Source organism: Frigidibacter sp. RF13, from assembly GCF_026626305.1.
Lineage (GTDB): Bacteria > Pseudomonadota > Alphaproteobacteria > Rhodobacterales > Rhodobacteraceae > TMP-24.
In genome coordinates, this window is record NZ_JAPNUE010000003.1 from 130,537 (window position 1) to 148,190 (window position 17,654).

Here is a 17,654-nt window from a genome sequence, read left to right on the forward strand (position 1 = left end):
GAGCCTAGGGGCCGCTGTCCACCCGTGCCTGCCCGAAAGCGGCGCGTGGCGGGCCGGAGCGACGGTGATTTCCGATGGCACGGCCGGACGCCATTGCCTATAACCCCGGCCAACCCGGAAGGAGCGTGACATGCCGATGGATCTATCGCCGAGCGATCTGGCCAAGAAAGCCGCCGCCGATGCCGCCGTTGCCTTCGTGCAGGACGGAATGCGGCTGGGGCTTGGCACCGGGTCGACGGCGGCCTTCATGGTGAAGCGGCTCGGGCAGCGCGTGCGCGAGGAAGGCCTGCGGGTCGTGGGCGTGCCGACCTCGTCGCGGACCGCTGATCTGGCGCGGGCCGAGGGGATCCGGGTGGTGACGCTGGATCAGGCGGGCTGGCTCGATATCACCATCGACGGGGCGGACGAGTTCGACCCCGACCTCACGCTGATCAAGGGCGGTGGCGGGGCGCATCTGCAGGAAAAGGTGGTGGCGGCGGCGTCCGACCGGATGATCGTGATCACCGATCCGGGCAAGCGGGTCGCAAGGCTGGGCGCTTTCCCGCTGCCGGTCGAGGCGCTGCATTTCGGTCTGGCCTCGACCATTCGTCATATCGGCGCGGCCTTGACCGATCTCGGCTACGGCGACACCAGGATTACCCGGCGCATGGCGGGCGAGCGGCCATTCGTCAGCGATGAGGGCAATGCGATCCTTGATCTGCATATGGGCACAATTTCTGACGCTTCTGTGCTGTCGCGCGGTCTCAACCAGATCCCCGGCGTTGTTGAAAACGGGCTTTTCATCAATATGTCCGACCTCGTGGTCATCGGCCACACCGATGGCCGGGCGGAGCTGATCGAGGCGGAGCCGGGGCTGGCGGAGTTGATGCGTGACGTGAGGCCGCGCGAAGACAATCCATTCGCCGACATCGTCGGCTGAGACCGGCGGACAGCCGGCAGAAAGGCGGGCATGATGGCCTTCGACTATGATCTTTTCGTCATCGGTGGCGGCTCGGGCGGGGTGCGCGCGGCGCGGATCGCGGCGGGCGAACATGGCGCGAAGGTCGCCTTGGCCGAGGAATACCGCATGGGCGGCACCTGCGTGATCCGGGGCTGCGTGCCGAAGAAGCTGATGGTCTTCGCCTCCTCCTACAAGACGGCCATCGAGGATGCGCGCTCTTACGGCTGGGCGGCCGAGGCAGGTGCCTTCGACTGGCAAGCCTTCCGGGGCAAGCTCGATGCCGAACTCGACCGGCTGGAGGCCGCCTACCGGTCGGGGCTGAAGAACGCGGGCGTCACCACGTTCGACATGCGGGCGACGGTGTCGGATGCGCACACGGTGGCGCTGGCCGACGGGCGGAAGGTGACGGCGAAACATATCCTGATTGCCACGGGCGGACGGCCTGCAATGCCGCAGGCGGCGGCCGAGGCGGGGGCGCTGACCTCGAACGATATCTTCAAGCTCGACGCCCTGCCGAAGTCCGTGCTGATCGTCGGCGGCGGCTTCATCGCCTGCGAGTTCGCCTGCATCCTGAATGGGCTTGGCGTCGAGGTCACGCAATTCTACCGGGGCGAGCAGATTCTGCGTGGTTTCGACGGCGAGGCGCGTGGCCATGTCGCGGAAGAGATGCGCGCGCAGGGGGTGAACCTGCATGTCGGCACTGATGTGATCGAGATGAAGCCCGTGGAGGGCGGCACCTGGGTCGCTTCGACCGACGGGCGCGAGGCGGTCTATGAAAAGGTGGTCTATGCCACTGGGCGCAGCCCGAACACAGAAGGGTTGGGACTGGAAGCTCTGGGGGTGAAGCTCGGCCGCAAGGGCGAGGTGGTCGTCGACGACTGGTCGCAGACCGCCGTCCCTTCGATCTTCGCAGTGGGCGATGTGACCGACCGGATCAATCTGACGCCGGTCGCGATCCGCGAGGGCCATGCGTTCGCCGACACGATCTTCGGCGCGAAACCTACCAAGGCAGATCACGAGCTGGTGGCAAGCGCGGTCTTCACCCAGCCGGAACTCGGCACCATCGGGATGACCGAGGAAGAGGCGCGTGACAGGGGCCCGATCGAGGTCTACACAACGGCCTTTCGGCCGATGCAGACGGCCTTTGCCGGACGGCCCGACCGGGTGATGATGAAGCTGATCGTCTGTGCGACGACGCGTAGGGTTCTGGGCTGCCATATCGTGGCACCGGGGGCGGGCGAGATGATCCAGCTTGCCGCCATCGCCATCAAGATGGGCGCGACGAAAGAGGATTTCGACCGCACGGTCGCGGTCCATCCGGTGATGGCGGAAGAGCTGGTAACCTTGCGCAAACCGGTTCGCACCGCCTGACGCGGGCTTGACATTCAGGGATGAGTGCCCAGTTGCTTGGGCAGTAATTGACGGGAGATGATACGTATGGCTGGCAGCGGAGGCCCCTGGGGCGGCGGCGGATCGGGCAATGACGACGATGACGACCGGCGGCGCGGGGATCGCGAGCCGCCGCGCGGCGGGCGCCGGGGCGAAGGCTCGCCGATATCCGAGATCGACGATCTGGTCCGCAAGGGCACCGAACAGTTCAAGGTGCTGATGGGCGGTCGCGGTGGCCGCAACGGTCAGGGCGGCGGCTTTGGCGGCGGTTCTGGCGGACCGGGTCTGCCGCGCAATGCGCTGGCACTTGGCGCGCTGGCGGCGGTGGGGCTTTGGGCCTTCGCTTCTTTCTACACCGTCAAGCCGGAAGAAAAGTCGGTCGAGCTGTTCCTCGGCAAACGGTCGGCGGTCGGTGAACCGGGCCTGAACTTCGCGCCCTGGCCGCTTTATTCCTACGAGGTCATCCCGGTGACGCCGGAGCGGACCGAGGATATCGGCGTCGGCAATACCGGCGGCGATGAGGGGCTGATGCTGACCGGCGACGAGAATATCGTCGATATCGATTTCCAGGTCGTGTGGAACGTCAACGACCCCGAGAAATATCTCTTCAACCTGCGCGACCCGCAGCTGACGATCCGTGCCGTGTCGGAAAGCTCGATGCGTGAGATCATTGCGCAATCGCCGCTCGCCCCGATCCTGAACCGTGACCGCGGCGCGATTGCGCAACGGCTGCAGGAACTGATCCAGCAGACGCTCGACAGCTATGACAGCGGCCTGAATGTCGTCCGCGTGAACTTCGACCGCGCCGATCCGCCGCGCGAGGTCATTGACGCCTTCAAGGAAGTGCAGTCGGCCGAACAGGAACGCGACCGTTTGCAGAAAGAGGCGGACGCCTATTCGAACCGCGTGGTCGCGGGCGCGCGCGGTGAAGCTGCGGCGACACTCGAAGCGGCCGAGGCCTACCGCGCCCAGGTGGTGAACCAGGCGGAAGGTGAAGCGAGCCGTTTCTCGGCGGTTCTGGCCGAATATCAGAAAGCGCCGGAGGTGACCCGCAAGCGGCTTTATCTGGAGACGATGGAAGAGGTGATGGGCCGGGTGAACAAGGTCATCCTCGACGAGAATGCGGGCGGTCAGCAGGGCGTCGTGCCCTTCCTGCCCCTGAATGAGATCGGCAAGCCGCCAGCCGGCGCCAAGCCCGCAGCCGGAGGTAACAACTGATGAACCGGACAACCCTCCTTCTGCCGCTCGCGGCGGTCCTTTTGGCCACGGTCCTGTCGTCGGTCTTCATCGTCGATGAACGCGAAAAGGCACTGGTCCTGCAGCTCGGTCAAATTCAGGAAATCCGCGAAGAGCCGGGCCTCTATTTCAAGGTCCCGCTGATCCAGGAGGTCGTGCGCTATGACGACCGTATCCTCGGTCGCGATATCGAGCCTCTGGAAGTCACGCCTTCGGACGACCGCCGCCTGGTAGTGGACGCTTTCGCCCGCTACCGGATCGTCGATGTGAAACGCTTCCGCCAGGCGACCGGCGCGGGCGGCGAGAGCTTTGCCGAAAACCGTATCGATACGATCCTGCGTGCGCAGATCCGGGAGGTGCTGGGCGGCGTCGACAGTTCCGCCATCCTGTCGGAGAACCGTGCGGCCCTTGCGCTGCAGATCCGCGACGCGGCCCGGACCGAGGCGGCGGCGCTGGGCGTCGAGATCGTCGATGTGCGGCTTCGTCGAACCGACCTGCCGGAACAGAACCTCGAAGCGACCTTTGCCCGGATGCGGGCCGAGCGGCAGCGCGAGGCGGCCGATCAGGTGGCGCGCGGTAACGAGGCGGCGCAGCGTCTGCGCGCCGCTGCCGACCGTGCGGTCATCGAGACCGTGTCGGACGCCAGACGTCAGGCCGAGATCATCCGCGGCGAGGCGGATGCCAAGCGCACCGCGATCTTCGCGAATGCCTATGGCGCGGACCCGGAATTCTTCGATTTCTACCGGTCGCTCGCCGCTTACCGTGCCTCGCTTCTTGGCGACAATTCGACCCTCGTGATCGCGCCAGACAGCGAATTCTTCGACTATCTCCGCTCGTCCACAGCGGGCGGTGGCGGCACGGTCGCAGGGCAATAGGATGGGGCTGGGGCCGACCGAGATCGGCCTCGCCCTTGGCCTTTTGTGTGTGGCTGAGGGGCTGGTGCTGGCACTGGCCCCGCGCAAGATCGAGGAAATCCTCGCACTTCTGGCCAAGGTCTCGGTGGAAAACCGCCGACTGATGGGGCTTGCCGCCATCGCGGCGGGCGTCGCCACGATCTGGCTGATAGGTTTGGCGGGCGGCTGATTGACTTCGCGCTGTCCGCTCACCACCTTTTGACGGCATGCGACCGGGAGTGAGTTCCCTTCCGTCCGCCAACAGTGTTGAAAAGACCCGTGCCTCTCTTCCCGAGGCCACAGAGACAACAGGAGTTTCATCGTGACACTTCACGTCCTTGCACCCTCCCGGCGCCACTCCCGGCACGCAAACGGGATGCGCACGGTCTGGATCGCCATCGCATCGGCCGCCTTCCTCGCCTTTCAGGCGCCGCAGGTCGAGGCTTTCGGTGCCCCCGAAAGCTTCGCCGATCTGGCTGATCAGGTCAGCCCGGCGGTGGTGAACATCACCACATCGACCGTGGTTGAAGCCCCGGCCGGCACTGGCCCGATGGTACCAGAAGGTTCGCCCTTCGAGGATTTCTTCAAGGATTTCAACGATCAATTCGGCGACCAGCCCGGCGGGCCGGGCAACCGGGGGCCACAGCGCGCCAATGCGCTCGGCTCGGGCTTCGTGATTTCCGAGGACGGGTTCATCGTCACCAACAACCATGTGATCGAGGGCGCCGACGAGATCCAGATCGAGTTTTTCTCGGGCGAGACGCTCGATGCGAAACTGGTGGGTACCGACCCCAAGACCGACATCGCGGTCCTGAAGGTCGAAAGCGAGGATGCGCTTCCGTTCGTCAATTTCGGTGACAGCGACAGGATGCGCGTGGGCGACTGGGTCATGGCGATGGGCAACCCGCTGGGTCAGGGTTTCTCGGTTTCGGCCGGGATCATCTCGGCCCGCAATCGCGAGCTTCAGGGCGCCTACGACGATTTCATCCAGACCGATGCCGCGATCAACAAGGGCAATTCGGGCGGGCCGCTGTTCAATATGAACGGCGAGGTGATCGGGGTGAATACCGCGATCCTCAGCCCGACCGGCGGCTCGATCGGCATCGGCTTTTCGATGGCCTCGAACGTCGTGACGAAAGTCGTCGATCAGCTCAGGAATTTCGGCGAGACGCGGCGCGGCTGGCTTGGCGTGAAGATCCAGGACGTGACGCCCGATGTAGCCGAGGCGATGGGTCTTGAGACTGCGCATGGCGCGCTTGTCACCGATGTGCCGGACGGCCCGGCGAAAGAGGCAGGCGTGCAGTCGGGCGACGTGATCGTCGAGTTCGATGGCCATGAGGTGAAGGATTCGCGCGAACTGGTCCGCACCGTGGGCGATGCCGAGGTCGGCAAACCGGTGCCGATCACCGTGTTGCGGAACGGCGAAAGCGTCGCGCTGACCATCACGCTTGGCCGCCGCGAGGAAGCCGAGGGGGTGCCGGTGCCCGCCAAGGCCAGCCCGACCGAACCGATGGAGAAGAGCCTCCTCGGCATGAAGCTGAATGAGTTGACCGACGAGATGCGCAGTCAACTGAACCTCTCGCCCGAGGATCAGGGCCTTCTGGTCACCGACATCGACCAGTCGAGCGAGGCCTTCACCAAGGGCCTGCGCGCGGGCGACCTGATCACCGAGGCTGGTCAGGCGCGCGTCGCTTCGATCAAGGATCTGGAGAGCCGGATCGAAGAGGCCAAGGAGGCGGGGCGCAAATCGCTCCTCCTCCTCATCCGCCGCGAGGGCGATCCGCGCTTTGTCGCGATCTCGGTCGAGTGATCCTGCGATCTTTCCGGAAAAGGCGCCCTTCGGGGCGCCTTTTTCATGCGGCGGCGGTCTGGCGGCCGACCGACAGGATATAGGCGGCAAGGCTGACGATCACGATCGCGCCGCCGACAATTTCCCAAGGTGACATGGCCTCGCCGATACCGATCCAGACCCAGGCCGGACCGAGGATGGTTTCGAGAAGCATCAGAAGGCTCACGTTCACCGCCGCCGTATGGCGGTTGGCATAGGCGAGCGCCGCGAAGGAAACCGGCAGGATCAGCGCCCCGGACATGAGCGCGGCCCAGATGTTGCCCTTCAACATCGCCTCCGGTCCAAGGGAGATGGCTGCCACTGCCCCGAGGATCAGCGAGCCGAGACCCATCACCGGCAGGACAGGCAGGGCGGGGTGATGGCGGATGGTGACGAAGGTGGTGGCCAGCGCCGCCGCCACGCCGAGCCCGCACAGCGCCCCGATCATCGAGGCCAGGTTGAACCCCACGCCGCCCGCATCGCGGCCAAAGACCGCGATGCCGATCCCGGTCATCACCGCCACGGTCGCGATCCAGGTCGCGTGCCCGCTGCGCTCCCCCGCGAAGAGATGGGCGAAGATAGCCGCGAAGATCGGCATGCTGGCGACAGCGAAGAGCACGATCGAGACCGGCGCCGTGGCGATGCCGAAGCTGAAAAGCGCGATATTGACCATGTTCACCAGAACGATGGCGATGCCCGCGGGGCTTGAAAGCACGCCGAGGTCCTGCAGAAGCTGGTCGCGGTGGCTGAGCAGCCAGGCCAGAAGAAAGATCGCGCCGTTCGACAGGCCGCGCCAGGCGATGAGCTGGGTGCCGTTCATGTCGGTCAGCCGCATGAAGAAAGTGTCGGGCGTGATGACAAGCGCGCCGAAGGCGGCCAGCGCCAGGCCGAAATAGGGATGTCTCTCGCGCATTTCGGCCCCGCACCCGGATGTCGGCCCTGCTTAGGGCCGCCCGTAACGTCACGCAAGCGGCACCAAGGGGGGCGCCCTCTGGAAAAGCCCGGGAATTTCGCCTATGTCGGCCCGGCTTGGCAGAAGAGGCGGGATATGGCGAAGATCACTTACGTGGAATTTGGCGGCAAGGAACATGTGGTCGATGTGGCCAACGGCCTGACCGTGATGGAAGGCGCCCGCGACAATGGCATTCCCGGGATCGAGGCCGATTGCGGCGGCGCCTGCGCCTGCTCGACCTGCCATGTCTATGTCGACGAGGCCTGGTCTGGCCGCCTGCCGAAGAAAGAGGCGATGGAAGAGGATATGCTCGATTTCGCCTACGAGCCCGACCCGGCGCGCTCGCGCCTGACCTGCCAGCTGAAAGTGTCGGACGCGCTCGACGGGTTGAAGGTCTATATGCCGGAAAAGCAGATCTGATGGAACGGGCGGCTCTCGCCGCCAGAGGGCTGGGCCGGGCGGCTCTCGCCGCCGCAGGCGCCCTTGCAGGGCTTATGGCCGCCTGTGTAGGTCCCTCGGCCAAGGCCGGGGGCGACGGGGTAGCAGACGCGACCTATGCCCAGCCATCGACGCTATATGGCCATGGCGCGCTGGGGGCGGGCCATGAATGGTCGGCTATGATCCTCGACGGCACGGTCGTCTTTCCGCTCCGCGAAGGCCTCGTCTTCGAAGATATTGCCCCGCACCTCGCCGATCTCGACGGCGACGGCGATTACGAGGTGATCGTTGTGGAATCGAGCCTCACGCAGGGCTCACGCCTCGCCGTCTGGGACGGGTCGGGCCGCATCGCCGCCACGCCCTTCATCGGCACCCGCCACCGCTGGCTCGCCCCCGTTGGCGCCGCCGATCTCGACGGCGACGGAAGGACCGAGATCGCCTATGTCGAGACCCCGCACCTCGGCAAGATCCTGAAGATCGTCCGGCTGGTGGGCGACCGGCTGGTCCCGGTGGCAGAGGCACGCGGCCTGACCAACCACCGGTATGGCGATCCTTTCATCCAGGGCGGCATCGCTTCTTGCGACGGCGTCCCGACGATCCTCACCGCCAATGAAGACTGGACGCGGATCATCGCCACCTCGCTCATGGGTGGCACGCTCGTCAGCCGCGACCGCGCCGCCTATCGAGGCTCCAAGAGCTTCGACGCACCCCTGGGCTGCGACTGATCCGCTCCCCACGTTCTGTCCGGAAATACTCCGGGAGGGTCCGGGAGGGCAGAGCCCTTCCGGCGGGTCAGCCCGCGCGAAAGGCGCGGGCCGAAAGCTAAAGCGCGCGCCAGCCGATATCGCGGCGGCAGAAGCCGTCCGGCCAGTCGATCCTGTCCACCAGCCCATAGGCCCGCGCCTGCGCCTCGGCCAGGCTTGCCCCGCGCGCCGTCGCGTTCAGGACCCGCCCGCCATTGGCCAGCACCTTGCCATCACGCTCGACCGTGCCGGCATGAAAGACCATCTCCGACGAGGTCTCGGGCAGAGTGTCGAGCCCACCGATTGCCGTCCCCTTCTCATAGCTGCCCGGATAGCCCTTCGCAGCCAGCACCACCGTCAGCGCATGATCCTCGGCCCAGTTCACCCGCGCGCCCGCCAGCCGCCCCTCGGCACAGGCGAGCATCAGATCGAGCGCCTGCGCCCCCATCCGCATCATCAGGACCTGGGTCTCTGGATCGCCGAAGCGGACGTTATATTCGACGAGCCGCGCCCGGCCGTTCTCGATCATCAGGCCCGCGTAAAGCACACCCTGAAACGGCGTCCCCCGCCGCGCCATCTCCGCGACCGTCGGCCGCACGATCTCGTCCATCGCCTGTTTCAGCACTGCATCCGTGAGCACAGGTGCCGGCGAATAGGCGCCCATGCCGCCGGTATTGGGGCCGGTATCGCCGTCACCCACGCGCTTGTGGTCCTGCGCCGTGCCCACTTCCAGCACATCCACCCCGTCGGAGAGGACGAAGAGCGACGCTTCCTCCCCGCCCATGAATTCCTCGATCACCACCTCGGCGCCCGCCGCCCCGAGCGACCCGCCGAACATGTCCTCGATCGCCGCCTCGGCCTCGGAAGGCGTCATCGCCACGACGACGCCCTTGCCCGCGGCAAGCCCGTCTGCCTTGACCACGATCGGCGCGCCCGTCGCCCGCACATAGGCCAGCGCCGCCGCCCTATCGGCAAACCGCGCCCATCCGGCGGTCGGCGCGCCTGCCGCGTCGCAGACCTCTTTCGTGAAGGCCTTCGACGCCTCAAGCCGCGCTGCCTCCGCCGATGGTCCGAAGGTCAGGATCCCGCCTGCGCGCAGCGCATCCGCCACCCCGGCGGCCAAGGGCGCCTCGGGCCCGACGATGACGAAATCGACGGCATTCTCGACAGCAAGCGCCAGAACCGCCGCCCCGTCCAGCACATCGATATCCGCACATTCCGCAATCGCCGCGATCCCGGCATTGCCCGGCGCCACGATCAGCCGGTCGCATTTGGGGTTCTGCTTGACCGCCCACGCGAGCGCATGTTCGCGCCCGCCGCCGCCCAGGATCAGGATATTCATGCACGCCCCCGCTTTCCCTTGGATTGGGGGCGTCATAAGGTGGCCCTGACCCGCAGACAAGGGCACAGGATGACGTTGACCGACCCCGATCTCTGGACCCGCCTTGATGCCGATCCGCTGACAATGTCCTCCGGCAAGACGCTTGAGGCGCAGATCGCGGGCATGGGTGGCCTTGGCAGGCAGAAGGCTGCCGTCGCGGTCCGTGAATACCGCCGCTTCCTCTACCTGGCTGCGACGGGCAGAGAGGTGGTTGTGCCCTCGCCTCTCGTCGACTGGATCTGGCACAAGCATCTGGAGGATACCCGCGCCTATGCCGAGGACTTCTGCCCGCGCATCTTCGGGCGGATGATCCACCACAACCCGGGCCGGGTACGTGCAGCCGACGACCCCTGCTACGACAGGACGCGGGAAAGGATCGGTGCGACCTTCGGCGCGGTTCATCCGCGTGTCTGGCCCGATCGCGCGATCCTCGCCCGCGGCCGCTGGGTCGGGTTCTGGTTCATCGCGCCGATCGCTTTTGCCATCCTGTTGGCCAAGAACGACCTCTGGTCAATAGCCTTGCCGGTCGGGCTCGCTTCACTTCTGCCGGTCCTGTGGTGGCAGATGAAGGGACCCTGGACCGGAGGGTCGTCATCTGGCGGCTGCGGCAGCGGCTGCTCGGGCGATGGCGACGGCTGCGGAGGAGACTGATGGACATTTTCGAAGACGCAAGCCCCGGCCCCGGCAATTCCCCCGAATTCACCGTCTCGGAAATCTCCGGCGCGGTGAAACGGGTGATCGAGGGCGAGTTCGGCCATGTCCGGGTGCGCGGCGAGATTTCCCGTGTCTCGCGGCCTGCCTCGGGGCATCTCTATTTCGACCTCAAGGATGACCGCGCCGTCATCGCTGCCGTCTCTTGGAAGGGGCAGGCGGCGCGCATGTCGGTCCGGCCCGAGGAGGGGATGGAGGTGATCGCCACCGGCCGCCTCACCACTTTCCCCGGCCAGTCGAAATACCAGCTGATCGTCGACGACATCGTGCCCGCGGGCGCGGGCGCCCTGATGGTGATGCTGGAAAAGCTGAAGGCGCGGCTATCCGCCGAGGGGCTGTTCGCGCAGGAACGCAAGAAGCCGATCCCCTACCTGCCGGAAGTCATCGGCGTCGTCACTTCGCCCTCGGGCGCGGTGATCCGCGACATCCTGCACCGGCTGCGCGACCGCTTTCCGCGCCGCGTCCTCATCTGGCCGGTGGCGGTGCAGGGCGAGAAATGCGCCCCCGAGGTCGCCGCCGCGATCCGGGGCTTCAATGCCCTGACGACGGGTGGCCCGATCCCGCGCCCCGACCTTTTGATCGTGGCGCGCGGCGGCGGGTCGATCGAGGATCTCTGGGGCTTCAACGATGAACAGGTGGTCCGCGCCGCCGCTGACAGCGCCATCCCGCTGATCTCGGCTGTGGGCCACGAGACCGACACGACCCTCATCGACCATGCCGCCGACCGCCGTGCGCCCACGCCCACCGCAGCGGCCGAAATGGCGGTGCCGGTCCGGATGGAGCTTCTGGCTTGGACGCAGGAACAATCCGCCCGCCTCGCCCGCGCCACGCGCCAGCGCCTCGACCAGCGCCGGCAGCGCCTCGCGGACCTTTCCCGCGCGCTCGGCCGTCCCGAGGCGCTGACCGGCAACGCCCGCCAGCGGCTCGACCTCTGGTCCGACCGGCTGCCCGGCGCGCTGAGGCAGGCGGCGCTTGCCAAGCGTACCGCGCTGACGCGGGTCAGCGCCCGGGTCCAGCCGCCGCTTCTGACCCGCGTTATCGAGGCCGAGCGCCGCCATCTGGGCCAGCTGTCCGCCCGCCTCGCCCCGGCCCTCCGCCGCAGGCTCGAGGATGAGACGAAGGATGCCAGGCAGCGCCGAGCCGATCTGGCGCGGCTCGGTCAGGCGCTTGACCGGGCGGTCTCCGCGCGCCTCGCGGCGCTCCTCGACCGGCTCGCTTCGCTCGACCGCACCCGTCAGACGCTCGGCTACCGCGAGACCTTGAAGCGCGGCTTCGCCGTGGTCCGCGCCGACGACCGCATCGTCACCAGCCGTGCAGCAGCCGAAAGGGCGACACTTCTGGAGATCGAGTTTCAGGACGGACGTTTGACGACAGGCGGACGCCTGAAAATTCCAACGAAAAAGCCGCCCGGCCCCGATCAAGGGTCGCTCTTCTGATCTCTCTTTCGTTCAGAAATATCCCGGGTGGGGTCCGGGGAGGGCATCGCCCTCCCCGGCGGGTCGGCCCGCCGCAGGCGGGACGAAACAAGCGATGTTAGACGCCCACGTCAGGCCCGAGGCAGGCAAGCGCATCCGGCAGTGTCTGCCGCCCGGTCAGCGGCGGCAGGTCGGGATTGCCGAGCGAGCGAGCGACGAGACCCGCGTCGGTCTCAGCGAAAGACCAGCAGACCGGTTCTTCCTGACCCTCATAGAGAAAGCAGATATCCCCGCCCTCGGGATACCAGATACCCTTCACGCAATCGTCGCCCGTATAGGCCCAGACAACCCGCCGCCCCGGCAGATATTGTTCGGTCCCGAAGGACGACGGCCCAGCGCGATAGTGGAAGGTCCGGCCGGTGACGGCTTTGTCGGAGGCCTCGCCAGTGAGCGCCTCCGGCTCGGCGAACGCCGCACCCCCGCCAATCAGCGCAAGGCCAAGCGAAACCGCGATCCTCATCCTGCCGCTCCGCGCCGCATGCGACTGATCCTCGAATCCATGATCCGGTGCCAGACCGACGGCACCAGCGCGATCGTCGCCATCACCGGCAGCGAGGCGGGCAAGAGGGGCGCCTTGCCCTCGGGCGACAGCTGCAGTTCACTGAAACTCCGCCCCGGATGGGCGTGATGGTCGGCATGGCGCGGCGCGTTCATCATCATCAGACCAGAGAGGAAATCCGGCGCGTCCCAGCTATGTTCCGGCCCGAAGGGCTCATAGGCATCCGGCCCGGTCTTGCGCCGCTCAAGCCCATAATGCTGGACGTAATCGGACAGGAGCAGTTGCAGTAGCGCATGGGTGCAGAGGAGAAGATAGGACAGAAAACCGAACAATCCGAAGACCTCGGCCACCACCATCAGGAACAGGCAGCCGCCGCCCACGTAGATCACGTAAGGATGGATGCCGGGCTTGCCTTCTGACTTTGCTGCCCTGAGACTGTTTTCCATCTCATAGCCCGCCATGAACTCCCCCGGCACGGCGCGGATCAGGAATTCGTAGAAGCTCACGCCGAAGGCCGCGCTGTTCGGATCGTCGGGCGTCGCCACATGGTGGTGATGGACCAGCCGGTGCGCCGATGTGTGATGGCCGTAAAGCAGAGAGACATAGATCCAGCGGCCAAGCTCGAACGGTGCGCGTTCGGTCCGGTGGATCAGCTCGTGCGCGACCGAGTTCGACACCTGCCCGCACCAGAGCCCGGCGCCGATCGCGGTGAAAAGCCAGCCGAAAAGCCCAAGCCCGCTGCCGCCAGACAGGCCGTACAGCACGATGGCGAGAAAGGCGAAATGCGCGGCGCCCACCGTGAGGACGACGCGGTCGGAAACCGCATCGCGCGGCATCTCCGGCTGGGCAAGGCCGAGCGAGCGCGCCAGCTGGTCGCCCGCGAAGACAAGGCCGGTCATCCAGAGAAAGCCCAGGAAGGCCCAGAGGCCGCCGAAAATAGCGCCAAGTGCGAGGATCAGCGCAGGCAGAAGGCTCGCGCAGGCGAAGCGCATCGCGGGATGGGCGAGGAACGCAAGGTCGGGGCGCTTGATCGGCACGGATACCTCCGGAGCAGGGCGGCGGCCATTCCGCCGCGCGCGACCAGTCATGCCCGAGCAGGGCGCGCGACTCAAGCAGGCTTCACGACCGAGGATAGGCCGCCGGACACGCTTCGCCGCCCGCCTTGCCCGTCAAAGCGGTCCGTCAAGCCATGAATACCCGACGATTTACGCAACGGAAGGTTGTTCGGTGCGGGCGTCCGATCTGCTATGATGGACCTAGCCCGGCCGGAGTGTCCTCCGTTCGATTTTCGTCCGTTTCCAGGCCGTCCGGGCTCATTTTCAGCATCCTTCGGAGAAAAGTCATGAACAGCCCCCTTCTTGCAATGATTGTCGCCATCGCGATCGGTATCGGTGCCGTGGTGGCGGGTGTGCTTACCCCGTTCCCTGCTTTCTACATCTTCGCCGCAATGGCGGTCTTCACCGGCATCGTCGGCTTTGCCGTCAACAACGGATCGGTCCGGGTGACGGCGCCGCCGCCGACGATCTGGGCGGTCTATTCGCGCCTGCCGGTCTGGGCCTGGATCGTCGATGCGGTCCTTCTGATCGGCTTCATCGCGGTTGCGATCCTGCTGCGCCCCTGATCTTGGCGCGGCCTCGCCCTCGCGAGTGACGACGCGAGGGAACGGTTGCCCGGCGGTGCGGCGCCGGGCATGGTCCCGGTGCACATTTTCCGAACGACCGGGGACCGAATGGACCTTCTTCTGCCTGCTGCTTGCCTTGCCCTCGCGCTCGGTTCCGCACTGATCTACGGCGCGCGTTTTGCAGTGTTGCCCGTCTCGGGCGCGAAATCGGCGGTCAAGGTCCTGTCTGCGGCCTTGCTCCTGCCCTTCGGATTGCTGCTCGGCGCTCCGGCGCTGGTGCTCATCGGCCTCGCGCTTGGCGCCCTGGGCGATTTCCTTCTCTCGCGGCCGGGCGAGCGGGCCTTTCTGGCCGGGATGGGCGCCTTCGGGCTTGGCCATCTGGCCTATGCGGCGCAGTTCTGGGGGCTGGGGGGCGGCGCACTGCCGCTTCTTCTCGCAATACCGCTGATCGCCCTGGCGCTGTCGACCGAGCTCTGGCTTGCGCCGAAGACCGGCGCGCTGCGCTGGCCGGTCAGGGCCTATGTGGTCATCATCACGCTGATGGCGCTGGCGGCGCTGACCCTGCCGCAAGGTTTCGGTGTCACGCTCGCGGGCGCGCTGCTCTTCGTCCTGTCGGACGCGCTTCTGGCGCTTGATCTCTTCGTCCTGCCGCCCGGCGCGCGGGTGCGTCCGCTGATCCAGCGGCTGCTCTGGGCCGCCTATTGGAGCGGTCAGGCCCTGATTTTGATTGGCCTCCTGCCTGTGCATCCGGCCTGACCCCTTTCCTTGACCCAATCAAGCGATTAGGTGGGGGAAGGTCAGAGAACGGGTGGCGGATGTCATTTTTCAACAAGCTCAAGGACCGGCTGTTCAAAAGCTCCTCGAAACTCGACGAGGGGCTGGAGGCGATCGTCGCCGAGGCGCCCGCGGATACGGCGCCCGAACCCGCAATCGAAGCCGCTATCGAGCCCGCGCCAGAAACCGCCCCGGCGCCAGAGGCCGAACCTGCCGCGCCGCCCCCGGCCCCGCCTGAGCCGTCGGCTCCGCCGCCCGCCGCCGAGGCACCAGCGCCCCAGCCAGCGCCGTCGGCAAAGTCGCAGCCTGCACCCGCCGCCGCGCCAGCCCGCCCGGGCCTGATCGGCCGGATCTTCGGCGGCGCGAAGGCCGAGGCGGAGCCACGGCGCGAGCTTGACGATGCGATGCTCGAAAGCCTTGAGGAGCTGCTGATCCGCTCCGACATGGGGGTGGAGACCGCGCTGCGCGTCACCGCAAACCTTGCCGAGGGACGGATGGGCAAGCGCCTGTCGGTGAGCGAGATCAAGGCGATCCTTGCCACCGAGGTGACGCGGATCATGACGCCGGTGGCGCGCCCGCTGCCGCTTTATCCCAAGAAGCCGCAGGTGGTTCTGGTGGTGGGCGTGAACGGATCGGGCAAGACCACCACGATCGGCAAGCTCGCAAGCCAGTTCCGTGCGGCGGGCAAGACGGTTGTGATTGCCGCAGGCGACACGTTCCGTGCCGCCGCGGTCGAGCAGTTGCAGATCTGGGGCGACCGCGCCGGCGTGCCGGTGATGACCGCGCCCGAAGGATCGGACCCCGCCTCGCTTGCCTTCGATGCGATGACGCGGGCCGAGGCTGAGGGCGCCGACCTTCTGATGATCGACACGGCGGGCCGGTTGCAGAACCGCCAGGACCTGATGGAGGAACTGGCCAAGATCGTGCGCGTGATCCGCAAGAAAGACCCGTCCGCCCCCCACAATACGCTTCTCGTCCTTGATGCGACGACCGGGCAGAATGCAGTGATGCAGGTCGATATTTTCCGCAAGATCGCCGATGTGTCGGGTCTGGTGATGACGAAGCTAGACGGCACCGCCAAGGGCGGCGTGCTTGTAGCTCTGGCCGACAAGTTCGGCCTGCCGATCCATGCGATCGGCGTGGGTGAACAGATCGACGACCTTCAGCCCTTCGATCCCGAGGAATTCGCCCGCGCACTGGTCGGCAGCGGGGCGTGAGGGATTGAGCGACTGGCTCCGCGCGCTGGAAGGCACACCGGCCGGCCATCAGGCGGCGCTGGCGCTGGCGCTTATGGCCGCCGTCCTGCACGCACTGTTCGGCGCCCTGCAGAAGGGCAAGCACGACCCTTGGGCCTCGCGCGCGGCGATTGACGGGTCTTACGCGCTGATCGCGGCACCCTTCGCGCTCTTCGTCGTGCCCTGGCCCGAGCCGCATATGTGGCCGATCTTCGCGGGCGCCTTCGTCATCCATGTGGGCTACAAGATCGCGCAGGCGATGACCTATGACCGGGGGGCCTATACGGTCGTCTACCCGGTGGTGCGGGGCACCGGGCCGCTCTTTGCGGTCTTTGGCGCGGGGCTTTTCTTCGGCGAACATTTCACCCTTGGCCAGTGGGTCGGCGTCGCGGTGCTTCTATCAGGCATCTACGGGCTTGCGCTCTACAACTGGCGCCACTTGGCGGCGGGGCGCGAGACGCTGGCGCCCGCGCTTGGCTTCGCGATCCTGACCGGCCTTTTCGTGGCGCTTTACACCACCTATGACGCATGGGGCATCCGCTCGACCGCCGATCCCTTCACCTTCCTCGCCTGGTTCTTCTTCATCGACGGGCTCTTCATGCCGGTCTATATGAGGCGGAAGCTTCTGTCCCTGCGCGGGGCCGAGGCCCGGGCGCTGGTGAAGCGCGGCGTGATCGGCGCCTTCGTGGCTTTCTTCAGCTTCGGCGCCATCATGATGGCGACGCGGCTCGACCGGGTGGGCGAGGCGGCGGTCTTGCGCGAGACCTCGACGGTCTTTGCCGCGCTGATCGGCTGGCTCGTGCTGGGCGAACGCGTGGGACCGGCGAGGGCGGCCCTGATGGCGCTGATCGCGGCGGGTGCGGTGATCGTGGAATTCGGACGGTGAGGATGAGGATGGCGGGCAGAAAGATCAATCCATGGCTGAAGATGGGGCTGGAGTTCGGGCCGATCCTTGCCTTCTTCCTCGCCTTCGGGCGGCTGAAGGACAAGACCTTCACTCTGGGCGGCACTGAATATGGCGGCTTCATCCTCGCGACCGCGCTCTTCGTGCCGCTGCTGGTCGCGACGACGGTCATCCTCTGGCGGCTGACCGGGCGGCTCGCGCCGATGCAGATCGCGACGCTGGTGCTTGTCGTGGTCTTCGGTGGCCTCTCGGTCTGGCTGAACGACGAGCGGTTCTTCAAGATGAAGCCCACGATCATCTACCTGCTCTTTGCGGGCATTCTCGGCTTCGGCCTGATGCGCGGCCGCTCCTACCTCGCGCTCGCGATCGAAGAGGCGATGCCCCTGAAGGAGGAAGGCTGGATGATCCTGACCCGACGCCTTACCGCCTTCTTCCTCGGCCTCGCCGTCGCGAACGAGGCTATCTGGCGGACGATGTCCGATCAGGCCTGGGTGAATTTCAAGACCTTCGGCCTGCCCGCCGCACTGTTCCTCTTCTTCATGGCGCAGGGCGGGCTTCTGAAGACTTATGGCACGGACGAGCGGCCGGGCGAGTAAGACCCGGTTCCACCGGTCTTGGCAGGGACGTCGCCCGCA

General features: G+C 66.5%; 19 protein-coding genes. 15 read left to right on the top strand and 4 right to left on the bottom strand.

Annotation, left to right across the window (positions count from 1 at the left end):
• Positions 1-130 precede the first annotated feature (130 nt).
• The 6 genes from rpiA (at position 131) to OU426_RS08725 (ending at position 6,268) form a co-directional block, all read left to right on the top strand.
• Positions 131-919 (top strand): ribose-5-phosphate isomerase RpiA, encoded by a 789-nt coding sequence (rpiA, locus tag OU426_RS08700; RefSeq protein WP_267633549.1) that lies wholly within the window; start codon positions 131-133, stop codon positions 917-919.
• A 33-nt stretch (positions 920-952) separates the two neighbouring features.
• Positions 953-2,311 (top strand): glutathione-disulfide reductase, encoded by a 1,359-nt coding sequence (gor, locus tag OU426_RS08705; RefSeq protein ID WP_267633550.1) that lies wholly within the window; start codon positions 953-955, stop codon positions 2,309-2,311.
• A 66-nt stretch (positions 2,312-2,377) separates the two neighbouring features.
• On the top strand, positions 2,378-3,547 hold the full coding sequence (gene hflK / locus OU426_RS08710; protein ID WP_267633551.1) for an FtsH protease activity modulator HflK: 1,170 nt from the start codon (positions 2,378-2,380) through the stop codon (positions 3,545-3,547).
• Positions 3,547-4,440, top strand: coding sequence for a protease modulator HflC (hflC, locus tag OU426_RS08715; protein ID WP_267633552.1), 894 nt, complete (start codon positions 3,547-3,549; stop codon positions 4,438-4,440). Before hflK ends, hflC begins: the two co-directional genes overlap by 1 nt.
• A gap of 1 nt (position 4,441) precedes the next feature.
• A complete protein-coding gene (locus OU426_RS08720; protein WP_267633553.1) occupies positions 4,442-4,648 on the top strand; it encodes a DUF2065 domain-containing protein in 207 nt (68 codons plus the stop codon).
• Between the two features lie 186 nt (positions 4,649-4,834).
• Positions 4,835-6,268, top strand: a complete 1,434-nt coding sequence (locus OU426_RS08725) for a DegQ family serine endoprotease (RefSeq protein WP_267633795.1) — start codon at positions 4,835-4,837, stop codon at positions 6,266-6,268.
• A 43-nt stretch (positions 6,269-6,311) separates the two neighbouring features.
• On the opposite strand, the gene OU426_RS08730 is transcribed toward OU426_RS08725, so the two are convergent.
• Entirely contained in the window at positions 6,312-7,199 is an 888-nt protein-coding gene (locus tag OU426_RS08730; RefSeq protein ID WP_267633554.1) for a DMT family transporter, read from the bottom strand.
• A 135-nt stretch (positions 7,200-7,334) separates the two neighbouring features.
• Here OU426_RS08730 and OU426_RS08735 point away from each other — a divergent pair, with 135 nt between their 5' ends.
• Positions 7,335-7,658 (top strand): 2Fe-2S iron-sulfur cluster-binding protein, encoded by a 324-nt coding sequence (locus tag OU426_RS08735; RefSeq protein ID WP_267633555.1) that lies wholly within the window; start codon positions 7,335-7,337, stop codon positions 7,656-7,658.
• Positions 7,658-8,401: an FG-GAP repeat domain-containing protein gene (locus OU426_RS08740; RefSeq protein WP_267633556.1), complete on the top strand. Its 744-nt coding sequence runs from the start codon at positions 7,658-7,660 to the stop codon at positions 8,399-8,401. Before OU426_RS08735 ends, OU426_RS08740 begins: the two co-directional genes overlap by 1 nt.
• 97 nt (positions 8,402-8,498) lie before the next feature.
• Here OU426_RS08740 and purD read toward each other — a convergent pair whose 3' ends face one another.
• Positions 8,499-9,761, bottom strand: a complete 1,263-nt coding sequence (gene purD, locus OU426_RS08745; protein ID WP_267633557.1) for a phosphoribosylamine--glycine ligase — start codon at positions 9,759-9,761, stop codon at positions 8,499-8,501.
• A 69-nt stretch (positions 9,762-9,830) separates the two neighbouring features.
• On the opposite strand from purD, the gene OU426_RS08750 reads away from it, so the two are divergent.
• Positions 9,831-10,451, top strand: coding sequence for a glycine-rich domain-containing protein (locus OU426_RS08750; RefSeq protein WP_267633558.1), 621 nt, complete (start codon positions 9,831-9,833; stop codon positions 10,449-10,451).
• The gene (xseA, locus tag OU426_RS08755) at positions 10,448-11,947 is read left to right on the top strand and encodes an exodeoxyribonuclease VII large subunit (RefSeq protein WP_267633796.1); all 1,500 of its coding nucleotides are present in this window, start codon (positions 10,448-10,450) and stop codon (positions 11,945-11,947) included. Before OU426_RS08750 ends, xseA begins: the two co-directional genes overlap by 4 nt.
• Before the next feature lie 97 nt (positions 11,948-12,044).
• Here the strand turns inward: xseA and OU426_RS08760 are convergent, their stop codons facing one another.
• Positions 12,045-12,446, bottom strand: a complete 402-nt coding sequence (locus OU426_RS08760) for a hypothetical protein (protein ID WP_267633559.1) — start codon at positions 12,444-12,446, stop codon at positions 12,045-12,047.
• Positions 12,443-13,522 (bottom strand): alkane 1-monooxygenase, encoded by a 1,080-nt coding sequence (locus OU426_RS08765; protein WP_267633560.1) that lies wholly within the window; start codon positions 13,520-13,522, stop codon positions 12,443-12,445. Before OU426_RS08765 ends, OU426_RS08760 begins: the two co-directional genes overlap by 4 nt.
• Positions 13,523-13,827: 305 nt before the next feature.
• Here OU426_RS08765 and OU426_RS08770 point away from each other — a divergent pair, with 305 nt between their 5' ends.
• From OU426_RS08770 to OU426_RS08790, 5 genes are all read left to right on the top strand, one after another.
• Positions 13,828-14,106 (top strand): hypothetical protein, encoded by a 279-nt coding sequence (locus OU426_RS08770; protein WP_267633561.1) that lies wholly within the window; start codon positions 13,828-13,830, stop codon positions 14,104-14,106.
• 108 nt (positions 14,107-14,214) lie between these two features.
• Positions 14,215-14,862 (top strand): lysoplasmalogenase family protein, encoded by a 648-nt coding sequence (locus tag OU426_RS08775; RefSeq protein ID WP_267633562.1) that lies wholly within the window; start codon positions 14,215-14,217, stop codon positions 14,860-14,862.
• Between the two features lie 59 nt (positions 14,863-14,921).
• Positions 14,922-16,097, top strand: coding sequence for a signal recognition particle-docking protein FtsY (gene ftsY, locus OU426_RS08780; protein WP_267633563.1), 1,176 nt, complete (start codon positions 14,922-14,924; stop codon positions 16,095-16,097).
• A gap of 4 nt (positions 16,098-16,101) precedes the next feature.
• Positions 16,102-17,001: an EamA family transporter gene (locus tag OU426_RS08785; protein ID WP_267633564.1), complete on the top strand. Its 900-nt coding sequence runs from the start codon at positions 16,102-16,104 to the stop codon at positions 16,999-17,001.
• Between the two features lie 8 nt (positions 17,002-17,009).
• Positions 17,010-17,615 carry an inner membrane-spanning protein YciB gene (locus tag OU426_RS08790; protein ID WP_267633565.1) on the top strand — a complete coding sequence of 202 codons (606 nt, stop codon included), beginning with the start codon at positions 17,010-17,012 and terminating at the stop codon, positions 17,613-17,615.
• The last annotated feature ends 39 nt before the right edge of the window (positions 17,616-17,654 follow it).